This window comes from Moheibacter lacus, assembly GCF_014042165.1.
GTDB classification, from domain to species: domain Bacteria; phylum Bacteroidota; class Bacteroidia; order Flavobacteriales; family Weeksellaceae; genus Moheibacter; species Moheibacter lacus.
In genome coordinates this window covers 1,348,837-1,364,010 of the sequence record NZ_JACDZE010000001.1, presented here as the reverse complement: position 1 = coordinate 1,364,010, position 15,174 = coordinate 1,348,837, and the positions used below count along the sequence as shown (strand labels likewise).

The following is a 15,174-nucleotide window of genomic DNA, read 5'->3' as shown; positions in this document are numbered from 1 at the left end:
GATAGTTTTCAACAATATTTAGAGTTGTTTTGCAGCGAGATAGACCACTTTTTTGGTTTCAAAAAAGTCTTCGGAAAAATATTTAGGAATTGGATGAATGATCACTGTCGGAAATTCACTTAACTCTTCCGATAAATCACCACCTTTCAAATACAAAATCCCGTTTGGAAGCGGATTTTTATTTTCTTTTTCGAATTTATTTTTAATCCAATTCACAAATTTCGGCATTTGCGTGACAGCTCGACTTATGACAAAATCATATTTGGATTTTAACTTTTCGACTCTTTGGGTTTCTGCTTTTACATTTTTCAAACCCAAAGCTGAAGTTACTTCGTTAACCACTAGAATTTTTTTAGCAATCGAATCCACCAAATGAAATTCAACATCAGGAAATAAAATCGCCAATGGAATTCCCGGAAAACCTCCTCCTGTCCCCACATCCAGCACTTTTGAGCCTGATTTGAATTCCATGACTTTGGCTATCGCTAACGAATGCAAAACATGTTTGATGTACAAATCTTCGATGTCTTTCCGCGAAATCACATTGATTTTTTCATTCCATTCTTTGTACAATTCTCCTAAAGCGGAAAATTGTTCAATTTGCTCGGAAGATAAATCGGGAAAATATTTGAGGATTTCGTTCATAAAAAATCACTTAATCTTGTTTGAAGTAACTTCAAACGTTTTTGGTTTCACGTAAAACTCATTACTTATTAGCATTATATTTTTCCCTTTAATAATTGCATAATTATACTTGAATTTTCTATTCTTTTCCAAGAAAAAAATAGTGTCATTTTTTATTTCATATTTACCCATATATTTTTCTATACTGAAACAAACACTCCTGTAGATAAACCAATTTTTATCTTTTATTTTGAATGTACCACCACAACCCGCGACTCCCTCTGAATTAGAAACTAAAACATCATTTCCATAAAATTTATCGAAATTAATCACCCCGAATGGCTTGATTGTCACAATGGTTAAAACAAAAACTAAAACGATAATTTGAATATTTCTGCTTTTCTCTTGAAATTTATTTTGGATAGATTTTATTAATTGATAAAAAAATACAAATATCAAAATCAGGTAATTCAAAATCAGAATTGGCATTACGATGAAAAACCATTTTCCAATCCACATTTCCCAATAAAATGCAAATGTAATCGCCAACAATAAAAAGATGGAAGCGAAAATTTGGTATTTGAATTTATTTTTTAGCAACGTGAATTTTTAAATTATATCCGAAACTTTTTCACAAACATAATTCAATAATTCTTCATCTTTTTTTGTAAAAGGATTGATAACGTGACTATCGATGTCAATTTGACCTATATTTTCACCGTTTTTAAAAATCGGCACGACGATTTCAGATTTCGTTTCGATGCTGCATGATAGATAATTATCTTGCGCTGAAACGTCAGGAACAACAAAAGTTTCGTTTGAAACAGCAACTTGACCACAAATTCCTTTCCCAAACGGAATGATCGTATGATCTGTTTCTGCTCCTACATAAGAACTCAATTTCAATTCGTCTTTGTCTCCATTTTTAAAATAAAATCCTACCCAATTATAATGCTCAACTTCGTCATGTAATAATTGACAAACTTTTTGAAGCTTTTCCTCAGTAGAGTGATTGGAATTAAAAATTGTATCGATTCTCAGTTTAAATGGTTCCATATTCTTGTAATTGTACCGGCAAATTTAAAAGATTTATTTGTCAATTTTGGATAACTTTGCCTTTCATCCTAGATAAATGAAAGATTTTAAACCCATTTTGATTTTTGTTTTGAAATTCATAGTCGTTTGGGGAATACTTTTAATTCTTTACAATCTTTATCTCGATCAATACCACAGTGAAAACAAACCGGATCCATACAGCGGATTCATTGCAGATTGCACGGTTTCATCACTCAATTCGCTCGGAATTGAATCCAGACAACTGGTTGATAAAACACGTCCTTGGATTTGGATTGGGGTCAATGAAAAATGGCCATCTTACATCAACGAAGGCTGTAATGCCATTTCGATCATGTTGATTTTCGTTGCTTTTATTGTTGCTTTTTCAACCACATGGAAACAAACCATTTTGTACATTTTGGGTGGACTCATCATCATCCAAATCATGAATGTCGCCAGAATCGTCTTGCTCAATTATATATTTGCTTATCACCACGAATACGGAAAAATGGCGCATGACTATCTATTTCCGGCAATTTTATACGGAACGATCGTTTTGCTTTGGATCATTTGGGTGAAATACTTTGCATTGAAAAAACCAATTCAAAATTCAGATGAACAAATGGCTTAGGTATTTTCTGGCTGCTGTACTCATTTTCGGATTAATTTTGGTTCGGAAATATGAGACGGAATTGTTTTATGATCCTTTTCTTCTTTATTTTAAAACTGATTTCTATTCCGGAAAATTTCCAGATTACGATTTAGGAAAATTGATTTTAAACCATCTTTTTCGTTATTTTCTAAATCTTTTGCTTTCCGTATGGATCGTAGGTTTGATTTTTTGGCGCAAAGATTATGTAAAATATACGATCCTTATTGGCGTAGGATTTCTGATCATCTTTCTTCCATTGTATCTATTTTTCCTTGAAACCCAATTTAGTTTAGGTGTAAATTATGGGTTTTATGTCAGAAGATTTCTGATTCAACCGGTTCTGCTTCTGCTTTTGATTCCGGCTTTTTTTTACCATCAACAGAAAACAAAGGAAATTTAATCAAAAAGAATTCCTCGACACTCTGCGACGGGGATAGTTTGTTTCAAGAAATTCTTTATTTCGAAGCTGTTTCAGTAGGCGTATTTGAGTCTGACTTGGTAGATTTAGGTGCATAAGGCTTTTTATACAACCAACCTATAAATCCACCAAACAGAATGCCGATTCCGCCGCCGAAAAGAATTCCCAAAGAAAATTCAGGCTCTGTGATCAATTCGCTAAAATTGATTTTCCCTACAAATGAAGCCACCAAACCGATGGCGATGAGCAAAATTCCGATAATCGTTGTGTATTTCATACGAATAGATTTTGGATTTAATTTCAATCAAAATTAGTCATTTCGAAATAAATCATAAAAAAACCTGACAGGTTTCAAAACTCGTCAGGTTTGAAATAAATATTTGAAATTAATTTTAAAAATCAATATCGATTCCGATGTAGAAATTCGCAGGCATTACAGGCGCATAGACCATTCCGCCATCAAAATAATTTCCAAATGGATTTTCCGCGTCGATTATCGCATCATCTTGTGTATAGCTCAACAAATTTTCCGCACCGACATAAACGCGCAATACTTTGTTGAAATTTCTCGAAATCTGCGCATTCAACAAAAAGTAAGATTCACCATATTCCGGTTTTTGAAATTCCACCGGATTGCTAGCTGTGGAAGGAATACGCTGCTCACCTACCCATTGTAAAGTCGTATCAAAATTCCATTGCGCACCATTAAATTTCTTCATGGTTCCGTATGCTAAATTGACAAATCCTCTGTGTTTCGGTGTAAAAGGCAATTCTTTTTCTCCGGATAAATAATCAGATTTTGTATCATAATATTTATACGCCAATCGGGCTTCTAAACGTCTAACCGGCTCGAAATCCCATTGGATCTGCAAACTATTGGCATAAGATTTACCGTCTAAATTATAGAACAACAAAGTTTGAGGAGAATTGTCCAAATCCAACACGACTTGATTCTCAAAATCTGTTCGGAACAAATCTGCTACAACCGTACTTTTTCTTCCAAATAATTTGAATTCTTGTTGCAAACTGACACCATAATTCCATGCAATTTCCGGCTCCAAACCATAGATTTCACCGTTTTCATTTGGAATAATTTCAATCATACGATTGGAAGCCAAATAAGCTTGGCTTTCCGCAAAAACATTGGCTGTCCTAAATCCTTTTCCTGCCGAAGCGCGCAAAATGGTTTTCGGTGCGATGTCATATTTCACATTCAATCTCGGCGTAAACTGAGTTCCTGCCAAATTATGCATATCCAATCTCGCTCCTGCTACAACAGTTAGTTTATCACCCGAATAGGTATATTCGGCAAATGCTCCCGGAACGGTTTCATCGCGTTTGAAATTCATTAGGTTATAAATTTCATCATAGTGATCAAATAAAAAACTCAATCCTGCTTTGTATTTATGAGCGGTATTGCCTAAAATGCTTTCAAAAATTAAATTCGAATAATAAGTTCGCTGTTCGGCATCATAAGTTCTCAATCCGAAATAACTTTTCTGTTCATTGTAATTGAATTGGTTCATCCAACCGATGCTTTGATACGGTTTTCCGGGAAAAATATAACCCGTTTTATTCCAAACTTGAAATCTTTGGATATCGAGCCCAATTCCATACGCATTGGTCGTTCCTTTATCGGAATCCTCTCGGAAATGCGTTTGACCGCCCAAACGATGGTCATTCACATAATTCACTCCGAAATGCGTCATGAATCCCGAATTTTCCAAATCGGCAAAATTCAACAAATAAGCAACATTGATGTTTCGCCCGATCGGTTGATCCATAAATCCATCATCATTATGATCTTGGCGACTGGTCGTAGCATTTCCGTGCAACAAAATAGACTGCGTCCATTTATCTGTTATGGCATCATTATGAACGAAATTCCCTTCAAATCGCGTATTGATATCACCAAAGAAATTCAAAGAAGTTTTGGCTTTATCGTGTGATTTGTACAATTCGGTATTGATATGTCCGGCGATGGCTTCATAACCGTTCGTAACTGAACCTCCACCTTTTGCCAACTGGATGCCCTGGATCCATCTTCCGGGAATGAAATTCATCCCATAAGCCGAAGAAATCCCTCTGATTTCTGGCAGAAGTTCTTTGGTCAGCAATATATATTTCTGATCCAGACCGAGCATTTTCAATTGTTTGGTGCCGGAAACGGCATTGGCATAAGAAACATCCACCGTAGCGTTGGTTTCAAAACTCTCAGACAAATTACAACAAGCGGCCTTCAACAATTCTTGATCACTGATGTTCTCCACCAATCCGGCTGCATTTTTATCAAAAGCATGCGCCGCTTTGCTTCCCGTGATGGTTAAGGCTGTTAAGTCTACCGCTTCGTCTGACCAATCCTCTTCTTGTGTCAAATCTTCGGTTGTTTCATGCGCTTGAGTTTCTCCATCATGAACATGTCCGTGTTCATCTACCGTTTCCTCTACTACTACTTCTTCTCCTCCATGAGTCCCTTCACTGTTTGCGACTTGATCCCAAGAGATTTCTCTGTCAAATTGACAACATCCCGGAAGCGATTGATAAACCTTATCATCTGCCAAATACAGTTCATTATCGTGCCCTACTTCCGCCACTTTTTTCATGATTTGGTCTTTAGAAGTTTTCTTTGGATCAAAACTTAACGTTAAGATTTTAGAATTGATATTCCAACTTCCATTTGCAGATGGAAAAGTGTTCACCGTAGACTCTATCCGGTCTTTACACATCCCACAATTCCCTCTGACTTTGATTTCTTCTGTTATTTCTTGTGCTGAAAGACTGATTCCCAAAAGCAACAAGAATGTAAATATTTTGAATTTATACATTTCATTTGATTAAAATTTAAACTAAATTTTTCGAACTACGTTCCGAATCGTCGGAATCGAAGTTCGAGATTCGCAAAATCAAGAAATGTATTTCGGAGGATTCCAAAAAGAATAACTTAAATCTTCAATCAACAAAGATTTATTGTTTTCAGATTTTAATTTTTCGGAAGAAATTAAATGAGATTCTTTTTCCTCTAAATTATCAGGGAAATAAATATGAAAAACCGTTACCTGATGAAAATGACAATCATTAGAAGGACAACCATTGTCACCGCATTTATTTTTTGTAGAAATGGGTTGATCAGCATGACAACAATCCTGTTCACTGTTTTTTGAATCGTCCACCATACAGCAACTCATTTCAGACGGATGCTCTTCCACAGTCAAAACCGATGCAAATGAAAGCATCGGCGACAGAAAAACGAGCATCGCCAACAAAATAGTGAGTATCTGAAATGATTTTTTCACAATGGCAAAATTAGTTATTTTATTTGAATTCCGTTCTTTGCCTCACGACTTCATACAAAAACACGCCACAGGCAACTGAGACATTCAAAGAAGAAGTTTTTCCGAACATTGGTAATTTGACAATGTGATCGGAAATTTTGATTAAATCATCTGAGATTCCGTCTTCTTCACTTCCCATCACAATGGCTGTAGGAACCGTATAATCGGCATCGTAAATGAAATCACTTGCTTTTTCTGTTGCACTCACGATTTGAATTCCCGATTGTTTTAAATACTGAAAAACCTTCCGAAGATTGGGTTCTTTACAAACCGGAATGTTGTACAAAGCACCGGTTGAAGTTTTCACCGCATCAGCATTTACGGAAGCCGAACCTTTTTGTGGAATAATAATCGCGTCCACGCCTACACATTCTGCCGTTCGGGCAATCGCTCCGAAGTTCCGAACATCACTCACGCGGTCGAGAATCAAAAGAAAAGGCGTTTTTCCTTGTTCGTAAATTTGCGGCAAAACGTTTTCGATCGAATCAAATTCTATAGGAGAAAGAAAAGCAAAAACGCCTTGGTGGTTTTTGCGGGTCAGGCGGTTTAACTTTTCCACCGGAACGTATTGTGTCGGGATTTCGTACAGTGAAATCAATTTCCGGAGTTCGGAAAAAATTTCACCTTGTAATCCTTTTTGAACAAATAATTTGTCGATTGTTTTTCCGGCTTCGATGGCTTCGATCACCGGACGCAATCCGAAAATCCCTGATTCTTTTTCTCTTTCCATGGGGCAAAGGTAAGGAAATGGTTGGATGTAGGGTGTTGGGATGATTGATGTTATAAAATGTTCCAAAAATCTAAATATTAAATCCTTAAATTTGTTCAAAACAAATCGTTATGGAATTTCAAGAAAAAAGATCAAAGTTAATTGAAAGGCTTTCTAATGTAGAAAACGAAATTGTTTTGGATGAAATCGAAAAAATCCTGAATCAAGAAGATAATGTTGAATTTGATTTTGATAAAGCTTTTGCTGAAGGTTATACAGTGGCTGAATTTAAAGAAGAAATTTTCAACAGAATCAAAGCTTATCCATGGAAAAAGTAATTATTGAAAAATCTGTAATGGATTATTTTGATGATTTAATATTTAAACTTTTTGAAGAAGAATATTTCAGTTTTGTAGATTTTTCTTTGGATTATGTGGGGCGAATTTTAGATTTCATACTAAACGATTTACCTGATACCCCTCGTAAGAAATCACCTCAGAATTTAATCCAACATGGAAGTTTCTACACATTTTACAAAGCAAACACAGCGACAACTTGGTAAATATTTTTTGAAATCAAGCAAGATAAATTCGTTGTTAGAAAAATAATTAACAACCATCAACCGGAATCCCAATTCCTAAATCTATAATTTTCAACATTTGTGAATATCTAAATTAGCCAGTTCAAATGAAAAATCGGAACTTTGAAAACTTCATTAAAAATTAAAAACAACTTATTTAATTCATAAAATATGCAGCAATATTTGGATTTATGTCGTCACGTGATGGATCACGGAAGTTTTAAGGAAGACCGCACCGGAACGGGAACCAAGAGTGTTTTCGGATACCAAATGCGTTTCGATATGCAGGAAGGATTTCCGATGGTGACGACCAAAAAATTGCATTTGAAATCCATCGTTCACGAATTGCTTTGGTTTTTAAATGGCGATACAAATGTCCAATATTTGCAAGAAAACGGTGTGCGCATTTGGAACGAATGGGCCGATGAAAACGGAAATCTCGGACCGGTTTACGGGCACCAATGGCGCAGCTGGGGGAAACCAAACGGCGAAACCATTGACCAAATCAAACAAGCCGTTGAACAAATCAAAAGCAACCCCGATTCAAGGCGTATAATTGTTTCAGCCTGGAATGTAGGTGAACTCGACCAAATGGCTTTGGCGCCTTGTCATGCTTTTTTCCAATTTTATGTAGCCGATGGAAAATTGTCTTTGCAATTGTACCAACGAAGTGCGGACATCTTTCTCGGCGTTCCGTTCAACATCGCTTCCTATGCGCTTTTGCTGAAAATGATGGCGCAGGTTTGTGGTTTACAAGAAGGTGATTTTGTGCATACGTTTGGCGATGCGCATATTTATTCGAATCACTTCGATCAGATTAATCTGCAGTTGACTCGCGAACCAAGGAAATTACCGACGATGAAAATCAATCCGGAAGTAAAGGATATTTTCAGTTTTAAATTTGAAGATTTTACGTTAGAAGACTATGATCCACATCCGCATATCAAAGGAGAAGTGGCGGTTTAGTTTCTTTTATTTTAAATTATAAATTTTGAGTTTTAAATGAAACCAATTTCACTCATATTATTGCTGATTACTATTTTTTCTTGCACCAAACAAATTCAACCCAGCACAAAACAATACACGATTTATGAATCTAAAAATTTAACCGTCATCAAACTTTCAGAAAACGTTTACCAGCACATTTCCTATTTGCAAACCGATGATTTTGGTAAAGTTCCTTGCAACGGAATGATTGTCGTGGACAATGGCGAAGCGGCGGTTTTCGATACGCCGACGGATAGAGAAAGTTCCAAAGAATTGATTGAATTTTTGCAAGCTCTAAATTTCAAAATCAAATCTGTGACTGCGACACATTTCCATGAAGATTGCATCGGCGGATTGGACGAATTTCATAAAATCGGTGTTCCGTCTTATGCCAACAAAATGACGATTGATTTGTTGAAAAACGAAACTAAAAACATTCCTCAAAATGGCATTGACAAAGAATTCACGCTAAAAGTCGGCAATAAAAAAGTATATCTGAATTATTTCGGCGAAGGTCATACGCGAGACAACATTGTGGTTTATTTTCCGGAAGAGGAAGTTTTGTTTGGCGGATGTTTGATAAAAGAAATGAACGCCACCAAAGGCTATCTCGGCGATGCCAATGAAAATGCTTGGTCCGAAACCGTTCAAAAAATCAAGGTCAAATACCCCAATCTGAAAATCGTCATTCCCGGACACGGAAAACGCGGCGGAATGGAATTGTTGGATTATACAATTCAATTGTTTCAATAAGCCTTGTCAAGGTTCCAAACCTTGACAAGGTTATGGCTTTAATATTCCTTTAACCTCTTATTGTAACAATTCTCTTTATCTTTCGACCCATTTATTTCAATTCAATTTTTTATTCGATGAAAAACCAATTATTCGGCCTTGCCTCCCTTCTTTTTATTTCAACTATTTCATTAGCGCAAGTCAAAGACGCTTTGCCACCGAGTTACAAAGAAAATCAATCCAACAAATCGGAAGTCTACCGGGCGGAAGCGGAAAAAATTCATGATTTGGTTCACACCAAATTGGATTTGAAATTTGACTGGGAAAAAGAGCAAGTAAACGGCGAAGCCTGGATTACCTTAAAACCACATTTTTATTCAACCAATAAATTGACTTTGGACGCGAAAGCAATGTTGATTCACGACGTGGAATTGGTAAAAGGAAATGCAAAATCCAAATTAAAATTTACCAACGACGATCAACAACTATTCATCGACCTCGATAAAACCTACAAAAGAAACGAAGAATATACCCTTTACATCAAATATACCGCTCGTCCCAATGAAGTGAAACAAGCCGGAAGTGCGGCGATTACCGATGCAAAAGGAATGTATTTCATCAATGCGCAAGGAACCGATCCGGACAAACCAACTCAAGTTTGGACACAAGGCGAAACCGAATCTTCTTCTTGTTGGTTTCCGACCATAGACAAACCCAACCAGAAAACTTCGCAGGAAATGTACCTGACCGTTCCAGATAAATACATCACGCTTTCCAACGGGAAATTGGAAAAACAAACCAAAAATTCCGACGGAACGAGAACCGACTATTGGAATTTCAAACAAAAACATGCGCCATATTTGTTTTTTGTAGGAATTGGTGATTATGCGATCGTAAAAGACAAATGGAAAAATTTGGAAGTAAATTATTATGTAGAACACGAATATGAACCTTATGCCAAACAAATTTTTGGGAATACGCCAGAAATGATCGGTTTCTTTTCAGATTTGTTGAAATATGAATTTCCATGGAACAAATACCATCAAATTTCTGCCAGAGACTATGTGAGTGGTGCGATGGAAAACACTACTGCCGTGATTTTTGCAGAAGGGGTTCAACAAAAACCCGGACAACTCATCGATGAAAATACTTGGGAAGGAACCATTGCACACGAATTGTTTCACCATTGGTTTGGAGATTTGGTGACGACCGAAAGTTGGGGAAATTTGACTGTAAATGAATCACTTGCCAATTACTCCGAATACCTTTGGTTTGAACATAAATTCGGAAAAGACAAAGCCGAAGAAGATCGATATGATGACCTTCAAGGCTATAAAATGGATCCCAATAATTTCAACAAAAATTTAGTTCGTGTACATTATGAAGCCAGAGAAGATATGTTTGATGGCGTTTCATACAACAAAGGTGGAAAGGGCGTTTTGCATATGTTGAGAAGTTATTTGGGTGACGAAGCATTTTTTGGTGGATTGAGCAAATATTTACATGATTACGAATACGGAACAGCAGAAGCAGTCCAAATCCGATTGGCGATGGAAGCTGTGAGTGGACGTGATTTGAATTGGTTTTTTGACCAATGGTATTTCGGAAACGGGCATCCGCAGTTGAACATTGCCTATGATTATAATGCTTCGACCAAAAAGGTAAAAGTTACGCTCGTTCAAACTCAATCCAAATTATTTGAATTCCCATTTGCAATCGATGTTGTGATTGACGGAAAAGCAAGTCGTCAAAACGTTTGGGTAGCCAAAAAGAAAGAAAATAGTTTTGAATTTGATGCTTCCAAATCACCGGACGTTGTGATTCCAAATGCTAACCAAGACATTCTGTGCGATATCAAGGAAACCAAATCGACTGAAGCTTTTGCCGCTCAATATAAAGTTGCAAAAGATGAATTTACCTCAAGACTTTTGGCATTGGAGAACTTGGCAAATGCACAAGCAACCAATGAAACTGCATTGAACACTTTGGTTTCAGCATTGAATGATTCTTATGAAGGCATTCGGATTTTTGCGATCAACAAATTGGATGGTAAAGATGCGAAAGTGAAAAGCAAAGCGAATTCAATCTTAAAAAAATTGGCAAATGCTGATCCGAAAACCAAAGTGCAGGCAGCTGCTTTGAACAAATTAAACGAAATGGGTGAATCGGATTTAGGTGTTTTCCAAAATGGACTAAAAAGCCAATCTTTCAGTGTTCAAGCTGCTTCAGCATCTGGAGTTTTACGTTTAGACCCAACAAAAACGCAAGAATTGGCCAAACTTTCAGATGAAGTTTTGGCGACCAATCCTGAATTGATTGCAGAACTTTTACCGATTTGGATGGCCAACAATGATACTTCCAAATTAAATGTTGCGGCAGAATCCGTTGCCTTTTATTTGTTTACGAAATATGAAGATCCAGCGTTGGGCACGAAATTGGAACCTGGATTTGCTTGGGTTTTGGGTTCTGACGATATGAAATCAACACAAAAAGTAGCTTCGCTTTACAAACAGGTTTATAAATATTATGGAAAAGAAAATCCAAGTTTGGGGATGATGTTCAGAAATTTATTGGACCAAGCTATTTCACTCAAAGTCAAAGCCAATCAAACTGCGCCATCAAAAGGTTTGGAAGAGCAAATCCAATTGTTGACCGACACAAAAGATGCATTAAAATAAACTTTTCAAGCCTCTCCTTTGGAGGGGCTTCACTTTCAAATATTAAAATTCGTGATTACCATTATCGTCGCCAAAGCAGAGAATAACGTCATCGGAAATGAAAATCAATTGATTTGGCATTTGTCATCCGATTTAAAACGGTTCAAATCGCTCACTTCCGGACATCCGATTTTGATGGGAAGAAAAACCTATGAATCGATTGGAAAACCGCTTCCAAATAGAACCAATATCGTGATTACCAGAAACGAGGAATGGAAAGAAGTAGGTGTTTTTACTTCGAATTCTTTAGAAGAAGCCATCAAAAAAGCAAAAGAATTTGACGATGAAATCTTTATCCTTGGTGGTGGAAACATTTATAAACAATCGATGAAATTCGCTGATTTTCTTGAAATTACAGAAGTTCATCAGGAATTTGAAGGCGACACAAGATTTCCTGAAATCGATGAAAAGATTTGGAAGGAAGTTTCGAGAGAAAGATTTGAAAAGGATGAGAAAAATGAATTTGATTATTCGTTTGTGCGCTACGAAAGAAGAAATTAAAAGTTGATATACGAAGTCAAAAGTACGATTTTTCTCAATCACTCTCCCACTCAACCACTCAATCCGGCGGTGCCAATAAAGTAAACGGATACCAAGGGAGATTTCTTAAGATTCCGTACAAAATAATCGTCCCAAAAAGCAGATAAACAAACCAATTCTGGTACAAGATTTTCACACGGATTTTGGTTCCAAAAAACAAATTGGAAACCATCGTCCAAGAAATATAAGCTACAAAAGGTAAAAGAATAAAAAGCAAAGGATTGTACCGAAAGGCTTCTGAAAAATTCAGATGCAATAAATTATGAATCAACCGCTGAGAACCACAACCCGGACAATTCAGACCAAAAATGGATTTGGAAGGACAAGAAAGAAATGGCTCTGAATGATCAGATGGATTGAAGTTGTAATAATAAAACAAAAAAGCCCCACCAAATAGCATGATGAGGCCTATTTTTACATATTTCATTTTAATATCCAGAACCGTCTAAAACACTTCCACCAACGCCTAATGCAACGACAAAAATAAGGTACAATACAACCAAAATTAAACCAGCTGCTGCTCCCCAAATCGAATATTTCTTTGCATCATCTGCTGCTTTTTGTGCCCCTGCATAATCACCTTGTGCCCAAAGTTTGTTGACACTCGTAGATTTTATGATCGCAAAAATACCGATCGGCCAGCAACACAAAATAGTTGATACGATTGCCCAAACCAAATTATTGTCCGGCGGAGACTGTACATCACCCGGTCTGATATTGTCTTGATTTTCCATATTGAAAAGTTTTTAAGTTTAAATTTATACGAATGTAATGATTTTTAAAATCAAATTAATGGACGGTATTTATTTCTTCCGGATTGTGTTTGTGTTTAAACAACAATGCAAAAAGCACAGCGATGACCAAGGCATAAATTGCAAAAACCAACCAGATTTGGTGCCAGTCTTTGAGTTGGATGGTTTGACTCAAAATCCCATTTACATCCACAGTTGATCCATGATCTGTTATAAATTTGGCCAATAAACCATCTTCCGGATTGGTTTCTAAAAAACTCGCCAAATCAGTTGAATTCGTAAAAGATTTCGTGAAAAATTTATCGATAAGCCAACCGGAAACGACACTTCCAAATATGGCGCCTACACCATTGGTCATCATCATAAAAAGACCTTGAGCGGAAGAACGAATTTTTGCATTGGTATTGGTTTCTACAAATAATGACCCTGAGATATTGAAAAAATCAAACGCCATCCCATATACGATACAGGAAAGAATGATCATCCAAAGTCCATCCATCGGATTTCCATACGCAAACAATCCAAATCGTAAAAACCATGCGATCATCGACATCAGCATCACTTTTTTGATACCATATCGTTTTAAAAAGAAAGGAATCGCCAGGATGAATACGGTTTCGGAAATTTGGGAAATGGACATGATGATGGTCGAATATTTCACCACAAAAGAATCGGCATATTTGGGAAAGAATTTGAATTCATCCAGAAATACATCTCCATAGGCATTGGTCAATTGTAATGCTCCACCTAAAAACATGGAGAAAATAAAGAACAATGCCATTTTATAATTCTTAAATAATTTAAAAGCATCCAATCCCCAAACTTGTACCCAACTCGAATTTTCTTCTTTGGCTACATTTTGAGGCGGAACCGCTGGCAAGAAAAAAGCAAATAAACCGATTCCCAACGCCGCAATGCCGGCGATGTAAAACTGAAATTCAGATGCTTTATTTCCGGTCAAATTGGTCAACCACATCGCAGCGATGAATCCAATCGTTCCCCAAACCCGAATGGGTGGAAAGTCTTTTACTACTTCAAAACTATTTTGTTTCAATAAGGAATAAGAAATCGAATTGTTTAAAGCAATCGTTGGCATATAAAAACACATCGCCAAAAGCATGACCCAGAAAAAGGTCGTTGGATCATCAACCGTTGTTAAAAAATAGAGCGAAATGGCGTATCCGATTTGCAAAATCGCATAGAGTTTTTCAGCATTTACCCATCGGTCAGCGATGATTCCCGTTAGAGTTGGTACAAATAAAGAAGCAATCCCCATGGTAGAAAAGATGATCCCAAACTGTGTCCCATCCCATTGTTTGGTTCCAAACCAATAGTTGGCAATCGTTATCAACCATGCACCCCAAACAAAAAATTGAAAAAAGTTCAGGATGATCAATCTTAATTTTATTGACATAAAAAATCTGTGTTAATTAGCGTTTATCGAGTTCGTCGCGAAGACGTGCCGCTAGTTCGTAGTCTTCTTTTTTCACGGCTTCTTTCATTTCGGCTTCCAATTCCTCTTTGGATTTGGAAGAAAAATCAAATCTTTTTTCTTGTTTGGCAACTTCTTTTTCGATTTCACGAATGGCGCTAGCGATGCTTTTTTCTTCTTTTTCTTGTACCTCCAGATGAATTCCGGCTTTTTCCATCACCTTCTCCAAAGCGAAAATCGGCGCATCAAATCGGATCGCAAGCGCGATAGCATCTGAAGTTCGGGAATCGATCTCCTCTTCCTTTCCGTCTTTGTCTTCCATCAAAATGTTCGAATAAAAAACGCCATCTTCGAGTTTATGGATAAAGACGCCTTTCACGAAAAAATTAAAAGCCTGCCCCATCGAAACAAATAAATCATGCGTCAAGGGTCTTGGCGTTCGGATGTCTTTTTCCAAAGCCAATGCAATGGACTGCGCCTCAAAACTTCCTATGATAATCGGCAACTTCCTCATCCCCAATTCTTCCTCTAAAATCAGGGCATAAGCACCGGTTTGGGTTTGACTATACGAAATGCCTTTTATGTTTAGTTTTACTAAATTCTCCATCAGTCTGTAAAGCTAATAAAATCTACAATTTAGGGA

Annotated in this window: 19 protein-coding genes; 8 read left to right on the top strand and 11 right to left on the bottom strand. The window is 36.8% G+C overall.

The annotated features are described in order from the left end of the window. Window positions 1-18: 18 nt before the first annotated feature. The 3 genes from rsmG to HU137_RS06320 are packed head-to-tail and all read right to left on the bottom strand — an operon-like array spanning window position 19 to window position 1,680. Window positions 19-645 carry a 16S rRNA (guanine(527)-N(7))-methyltransferase RsmG gene (gene rsmG / locus HU137_RS06330; RefSeq protein WP_182042944.1) on the bottom strand — a complete coding sequence of 209 codons (627 nt, stop codon included), beginning with the start codon at window positions 643-645 and terminating at the stop codon, window positions 19-21. A gap of 6 nt (window positions 646-651) precedes the next feature. Further along, window positions 652-1,224 (bottom strand): hypothetical protein, encoded by a 573-nt coding sequence (locus HU137_RS06325; protein ID WP_182042943.1) that lies wholly within the window; start codon window positions 1,222-1,224, stop codon window positions 652-654. Between the two features lie 9 nt (window positions 1,225-1,233). Further along, window positions 1,234-1,680 carry a GAF domain-containing protein gene (locus tag HU137_RS06320; protein ID WP_182042942.1) on the bottom strand — a complete coding sequence of 149 codons (447 nt, stop codon included), beginning with the start codon at window positions 1,678-1,680 and terminating at the stop codon, window positions 1,234-1,236. Window positions 1,681-1,756: 76 nt separating this feature from the next. On the opposite strand from HU137_RS06320, the gene xrtF reads away from it, so the two are divergent. Together xrtF and HU137_RS06310 are read left to right on the top strand one after the other, a co-directional pair. Then, window positions 1,757-2,311, top strand: coding sequence for an exosortase family protein XrtF (gene xrtF / locus HU137_RS06315; protein ID WP_182042941.1), 555 nt, complete (start codon window positions 1,757-1,759; stop codon window positions 2,309-2,311). Then, window positions 2,295-2,732, top strand: coding sequence for an exosortase F system-associated membrane protein (locus HU137_RS06310; RefSeq protein WP_182042940.1), 438 nt, complete (start codon window positions 2,295-2,297; stop codon window positions 2,730-2,732). Before xrtF ends, HU137_RS06310 begins: the two co-directional genes overlap by 17 nt. Window positions 2,733-2,787: 55 nt before the next feature. On the opposite strand, the gene HU137_RS06305 is transcribed toward HU137_RS06310, so the two are convergent. The 4 genes from HU137_RS06305 to rlmB form a co-directional block, all read right to left on the bottom strand. Beyond that, window positions 2,788-3,027, bottom strand: a complete 240-nt coding sequence (locus HU137_RS06305; protein WP_182042939.1) for a hypothetical protein — start codon at window positions 3,025-3,027, stop codon at window positions 2,788-2,790. Between the two features lie 115 nt (window positions 3,028-3,142). Continuing rightward, the gene (locus tag HU137_RS06300; protein ID WP_182042938.1) at window positions 3,143-5,575 is read right to left on the bottom strand and encodes a TonB-dependent receptor domain-containing protein; all 2,433 of its coding nucleotides are present in this window, start codon (window positions 5,573-5,575) and stop codon (window positions 3,143-3,145) included. Between the two features lie 78 nt (window positions 5,576-5,653). Then, entirely contained in the window at window positions 5,654-6,043 is a 390-nt protein-coding gene (locus tag HU137_RS06295) for a hypothetical protein (RefSeq protein WP_182042937.1), read from the bottom strand. 19 nt (window positions 6,044-6,062) lie between these two features. Continuing rightward, the gene (gene rlmB, locus HU137_RS06290) at window positions 6,063-6,812 is read right to left on the bottom strand and encodes a 23S rRNA (guanosine(2251)-2'-O)-methyltransferase RlmB (protein WP_182042936.1); all 750 of its coding nucleotides are present in this window, start codon (window positions 6,810-6,812) and stop codon (window positions 6,063-6,065) included. 110 nt (window positions 6,813-6,922) lie between these two features. On the opposite strand from rlmB, the gene HU137_RS06285 reads away from it, so the two are divergent. From HU137_RS06285 to HU137_RS06260, 6 genes are all read left to right on the top strand, one after another. Then, window positions 6,923-7,129 (top strand): hypothetical protein, encoded by a 207-nt coding sequence (locus tag HU137_RS06285; RefSeq protein WP_182042935.1) that lies wholly within the window; start codon window positions 6,923-6,925, stop codon window positions 7,127-7,129. Beyond that, the gene (locus HU137_RS06280) at window positions 7,117-7,353 is read left to right on the top strand and encodes a hypothetical protein (protein ID WP_182042934.1); all 237 of its coding nucleotides are present in this window, start codon (window positions 7,117-7,119) and stop codon (window positions 7,351-7,353) included. Before HU137_RS06285 ends, HU137_RS06280 begins: the two co-directional genes overlap by 13 nt. A 189-nt stretch (window positions 7,354-7,542) precedes the next feature. Then, the gene (locus HU137_RS06275) at window positions 7,543-8,337 is read left to right on the top strand and encodes a thymidylate synthase (RefSeq protein WP_182042933.1); all 795 of its coding nucleotides are present in this window, start codon (window positions 7,543-7,545) and stop codon (window positions 8,335-8,337) included. A gap of 36 nt (window positions 8,338-8,373) precedes the next feature. After that, the gene (gene bla / locus HU137_RS06270; protein WP_182042932.1) at window positions 8,374-9,111 is read left to right on the top strand and encodes a subclass B1 metallo-beta-lactamase; all 738 of its coding nucleotides are present in this window, start codon (window positions 8,374-8,376) and stop codon (window positions 9,109-9,111) included. A 116-nt stretch (window positions 9,112-9,227) separates the two neighbouring features. Further along, window positions 9,228-11,768 (top strand): M1 family metallopeptidase, encoded by a 2,541-nt coding sequence (locus tag HU137_RS06265; protein ID WP_182042931.1) that lies wholly within the window; start codon window positions 9,228-9,230, stop codon window positions 11,766-11,768. Window positions 11,769-11,819: 51 nt separating this feature from the next. After that, the gene (locus HU137_RS06260; RefSeq protein WP_182042930.1) at window positions 11,820-12,308 is read left to right on the top strand and encodes a dihydrofolate reductase; all 489 of its coding nucleotides are present in this window, start codon (window positions 11,820-11,822) and stop codon (window positions 12,306-12,308) included. A 58-nt stretch (window positions 12,309-12,366) separates the two neighbouring features. Here HU137_RS06260 and HU137_RS06255 read toward each other — a convergent pair whose 3' ends face one another. The 4 genes from HU137_RS06255 to HU137_RS06240 are packed head-to-tail and all read right to left on the bottom strand — an operon-like array spanning window position 12,367 to window position 15,138. Beyond that, entirely contained in the window at window positions 12,367-12,774 is a 408-nt protein-coding gene (locus tag HU137_RS06255) for a DUF2752 domain-containing protein (protein ID WP_182042929.1), read from the bottom strand. 1 nt (window position 12,775) lies between these two features. Next, window positions 12,776-13,081: a CD225/dispanin family protein gene (locus tag HU137_RS06250; protein ID WP_182042928.1), complete on the bottom strand. Its 306-nt coding sequence runs from the start codon at window positions 13,079-13,081 to the stop codon at window positions 12,776-12,778. Window positions 13,082-13,136: 55 nt separating this feature from the next. Then, window positions 13,137-14,513, bottom strand: a complete 1,377-nt coding sequence (locus HU137_RS06245; protein WP_182042927.1) for a nucleoside permease — start codon at window positions 14,511-14,513, stop codon at window positions 13,137-13,139. A 16-nt stretch (window positions 14,514-14,529) separates the two neighbouring features. Beyond that, window positions 14,530-15,138 (bottom strand): bifunctional nuclease family protein, encoded by a 609-nt coding sequence (locus HU137_RS06240; RefSeq protein WP_182042926.1) that lies wholly within the window; start codon window positions 15,136-15,138, stop codon window positions 14,530-14,532. Window positions 15,139-15,174: the final 36 nt, after the last annotated feature.

What these genes read in the sequence shown, in the direction of transcription:
- HU137_RS06255 (WP_182042929.1), bottom strand. Translation starts at nt 12,774, where the DNA reads ATGAAATATGTAAAAATAGGCCTCATCATGCTATTTGGTGGGGCTTTT.
- HU137_RS06240 (WP_182042926.1), bottom strand. Translation starts at nt 15,138, where the DNA reads ATGGAGAATTTAGTAAAACTAAACATAAAAGGCATTTCGTATAGTCAA.
- rsmG (WP_182042944.1), bottom strand. Translation starts at nt 645, where the DNA reads ATGAACGAAATCCTCAAATATTTTCCCGATTTATCTTCCGAGCAAATT.
- HU137_RS06245 (WP_182042927.1), bottom strand. Translation starts at nt 14,513, where the DNA reads ATGTCAATAAAATTAAGATTGATCATCCTGAACTTTTTTCAATTTTTT.
- HU137_RS06310 (WP_182042940.1), top strand. Translation starts at nt 2,295, where the DNA reads ATGAACAAATGGCTTAGGTATTTTCTGGCTGCTGTACTCATTTTCGGA.
- HU137_RS06300 (WP_182042938.1), bottom strand. Translation starts at nt 5,575, where the DNA reads ATGTATAAATTCAAAATATTTACATTCTTGTTGCTTTTGGGAATCAGT.
- HU137_RS06320 (WP_182042942.1), bottom strand. Translation starts at nt 1,680, where the DNA reads ATGGAACCATTTAAACTGAGAATCGATACAATTTTTAATTCCAATCAC.
- xrtF (WP_182042941.1), top strand. Translation starts at nt 1,757, where the DNA reads ATGAAAGATTTTAAACCCATTTTGATTTTTGTTTTGAAATTCATAGTC.
- rlmB (WP_182042936.1), bottom strand. Translation starts at nt 6,812, where the DNA reads ATGGAAAGAGAAAAAGAATCAGGGATTTTCGGATTGCGTCCGGTGATC.
- HU137_RS06265 (WP_182042931.1), top strand. Translation starts at nt 9,228, where the DNA reads ATGAAAAACCAATTATTCGGCCTTGCCTCCCTTCTTTTTATTTCAACT.
- bla (WP_182042932.1), top strand. Translation starts at nt 8,374, where the DNA reads ATGAAACCAATTTCACTCATATTATTGCTGATTACTATTTTTTCTTGC.
- HU137_RS06305 (WP_182042939.1), bottom strand. Translation starts at nt 3,027, where the DNA reads ATGAAATACACAACGATTATCGGAATTTTGCTCATCGCCATCGGTTTG.
- HU137_RS06285 (WP_182042935.1), top strand. Translation starts at nt 6,923, where the DNA reads ATGGAATTTCAAGAAAAAAGATCAAAGTTAATTGAAAGGCTTTCTAAT.
- HU137_RS06280 (WP_182042934.1), top strand. Translation starts at nt 7,117, where the DNA reads ATGGAAAAAGTAATTATTGAAAAATCTGTAATGGATTATTTTGATGAT.
- HU137_RS06250 (WP_182042928.1), bottom strand. Translation starts at nt 13,081, where the DNA reads ATGGAAAATCAAGACAATATCAGACCGGGTGATGTACAGTCTCCGCCG.
- HU137_RS06275 (WP_182042933.1), top strand. Translation starts at nt 7,543, where the DNA reads ATGCAGCAATATTTGGATTTATGTCGTCACGTGATGGATCACGGAAGT.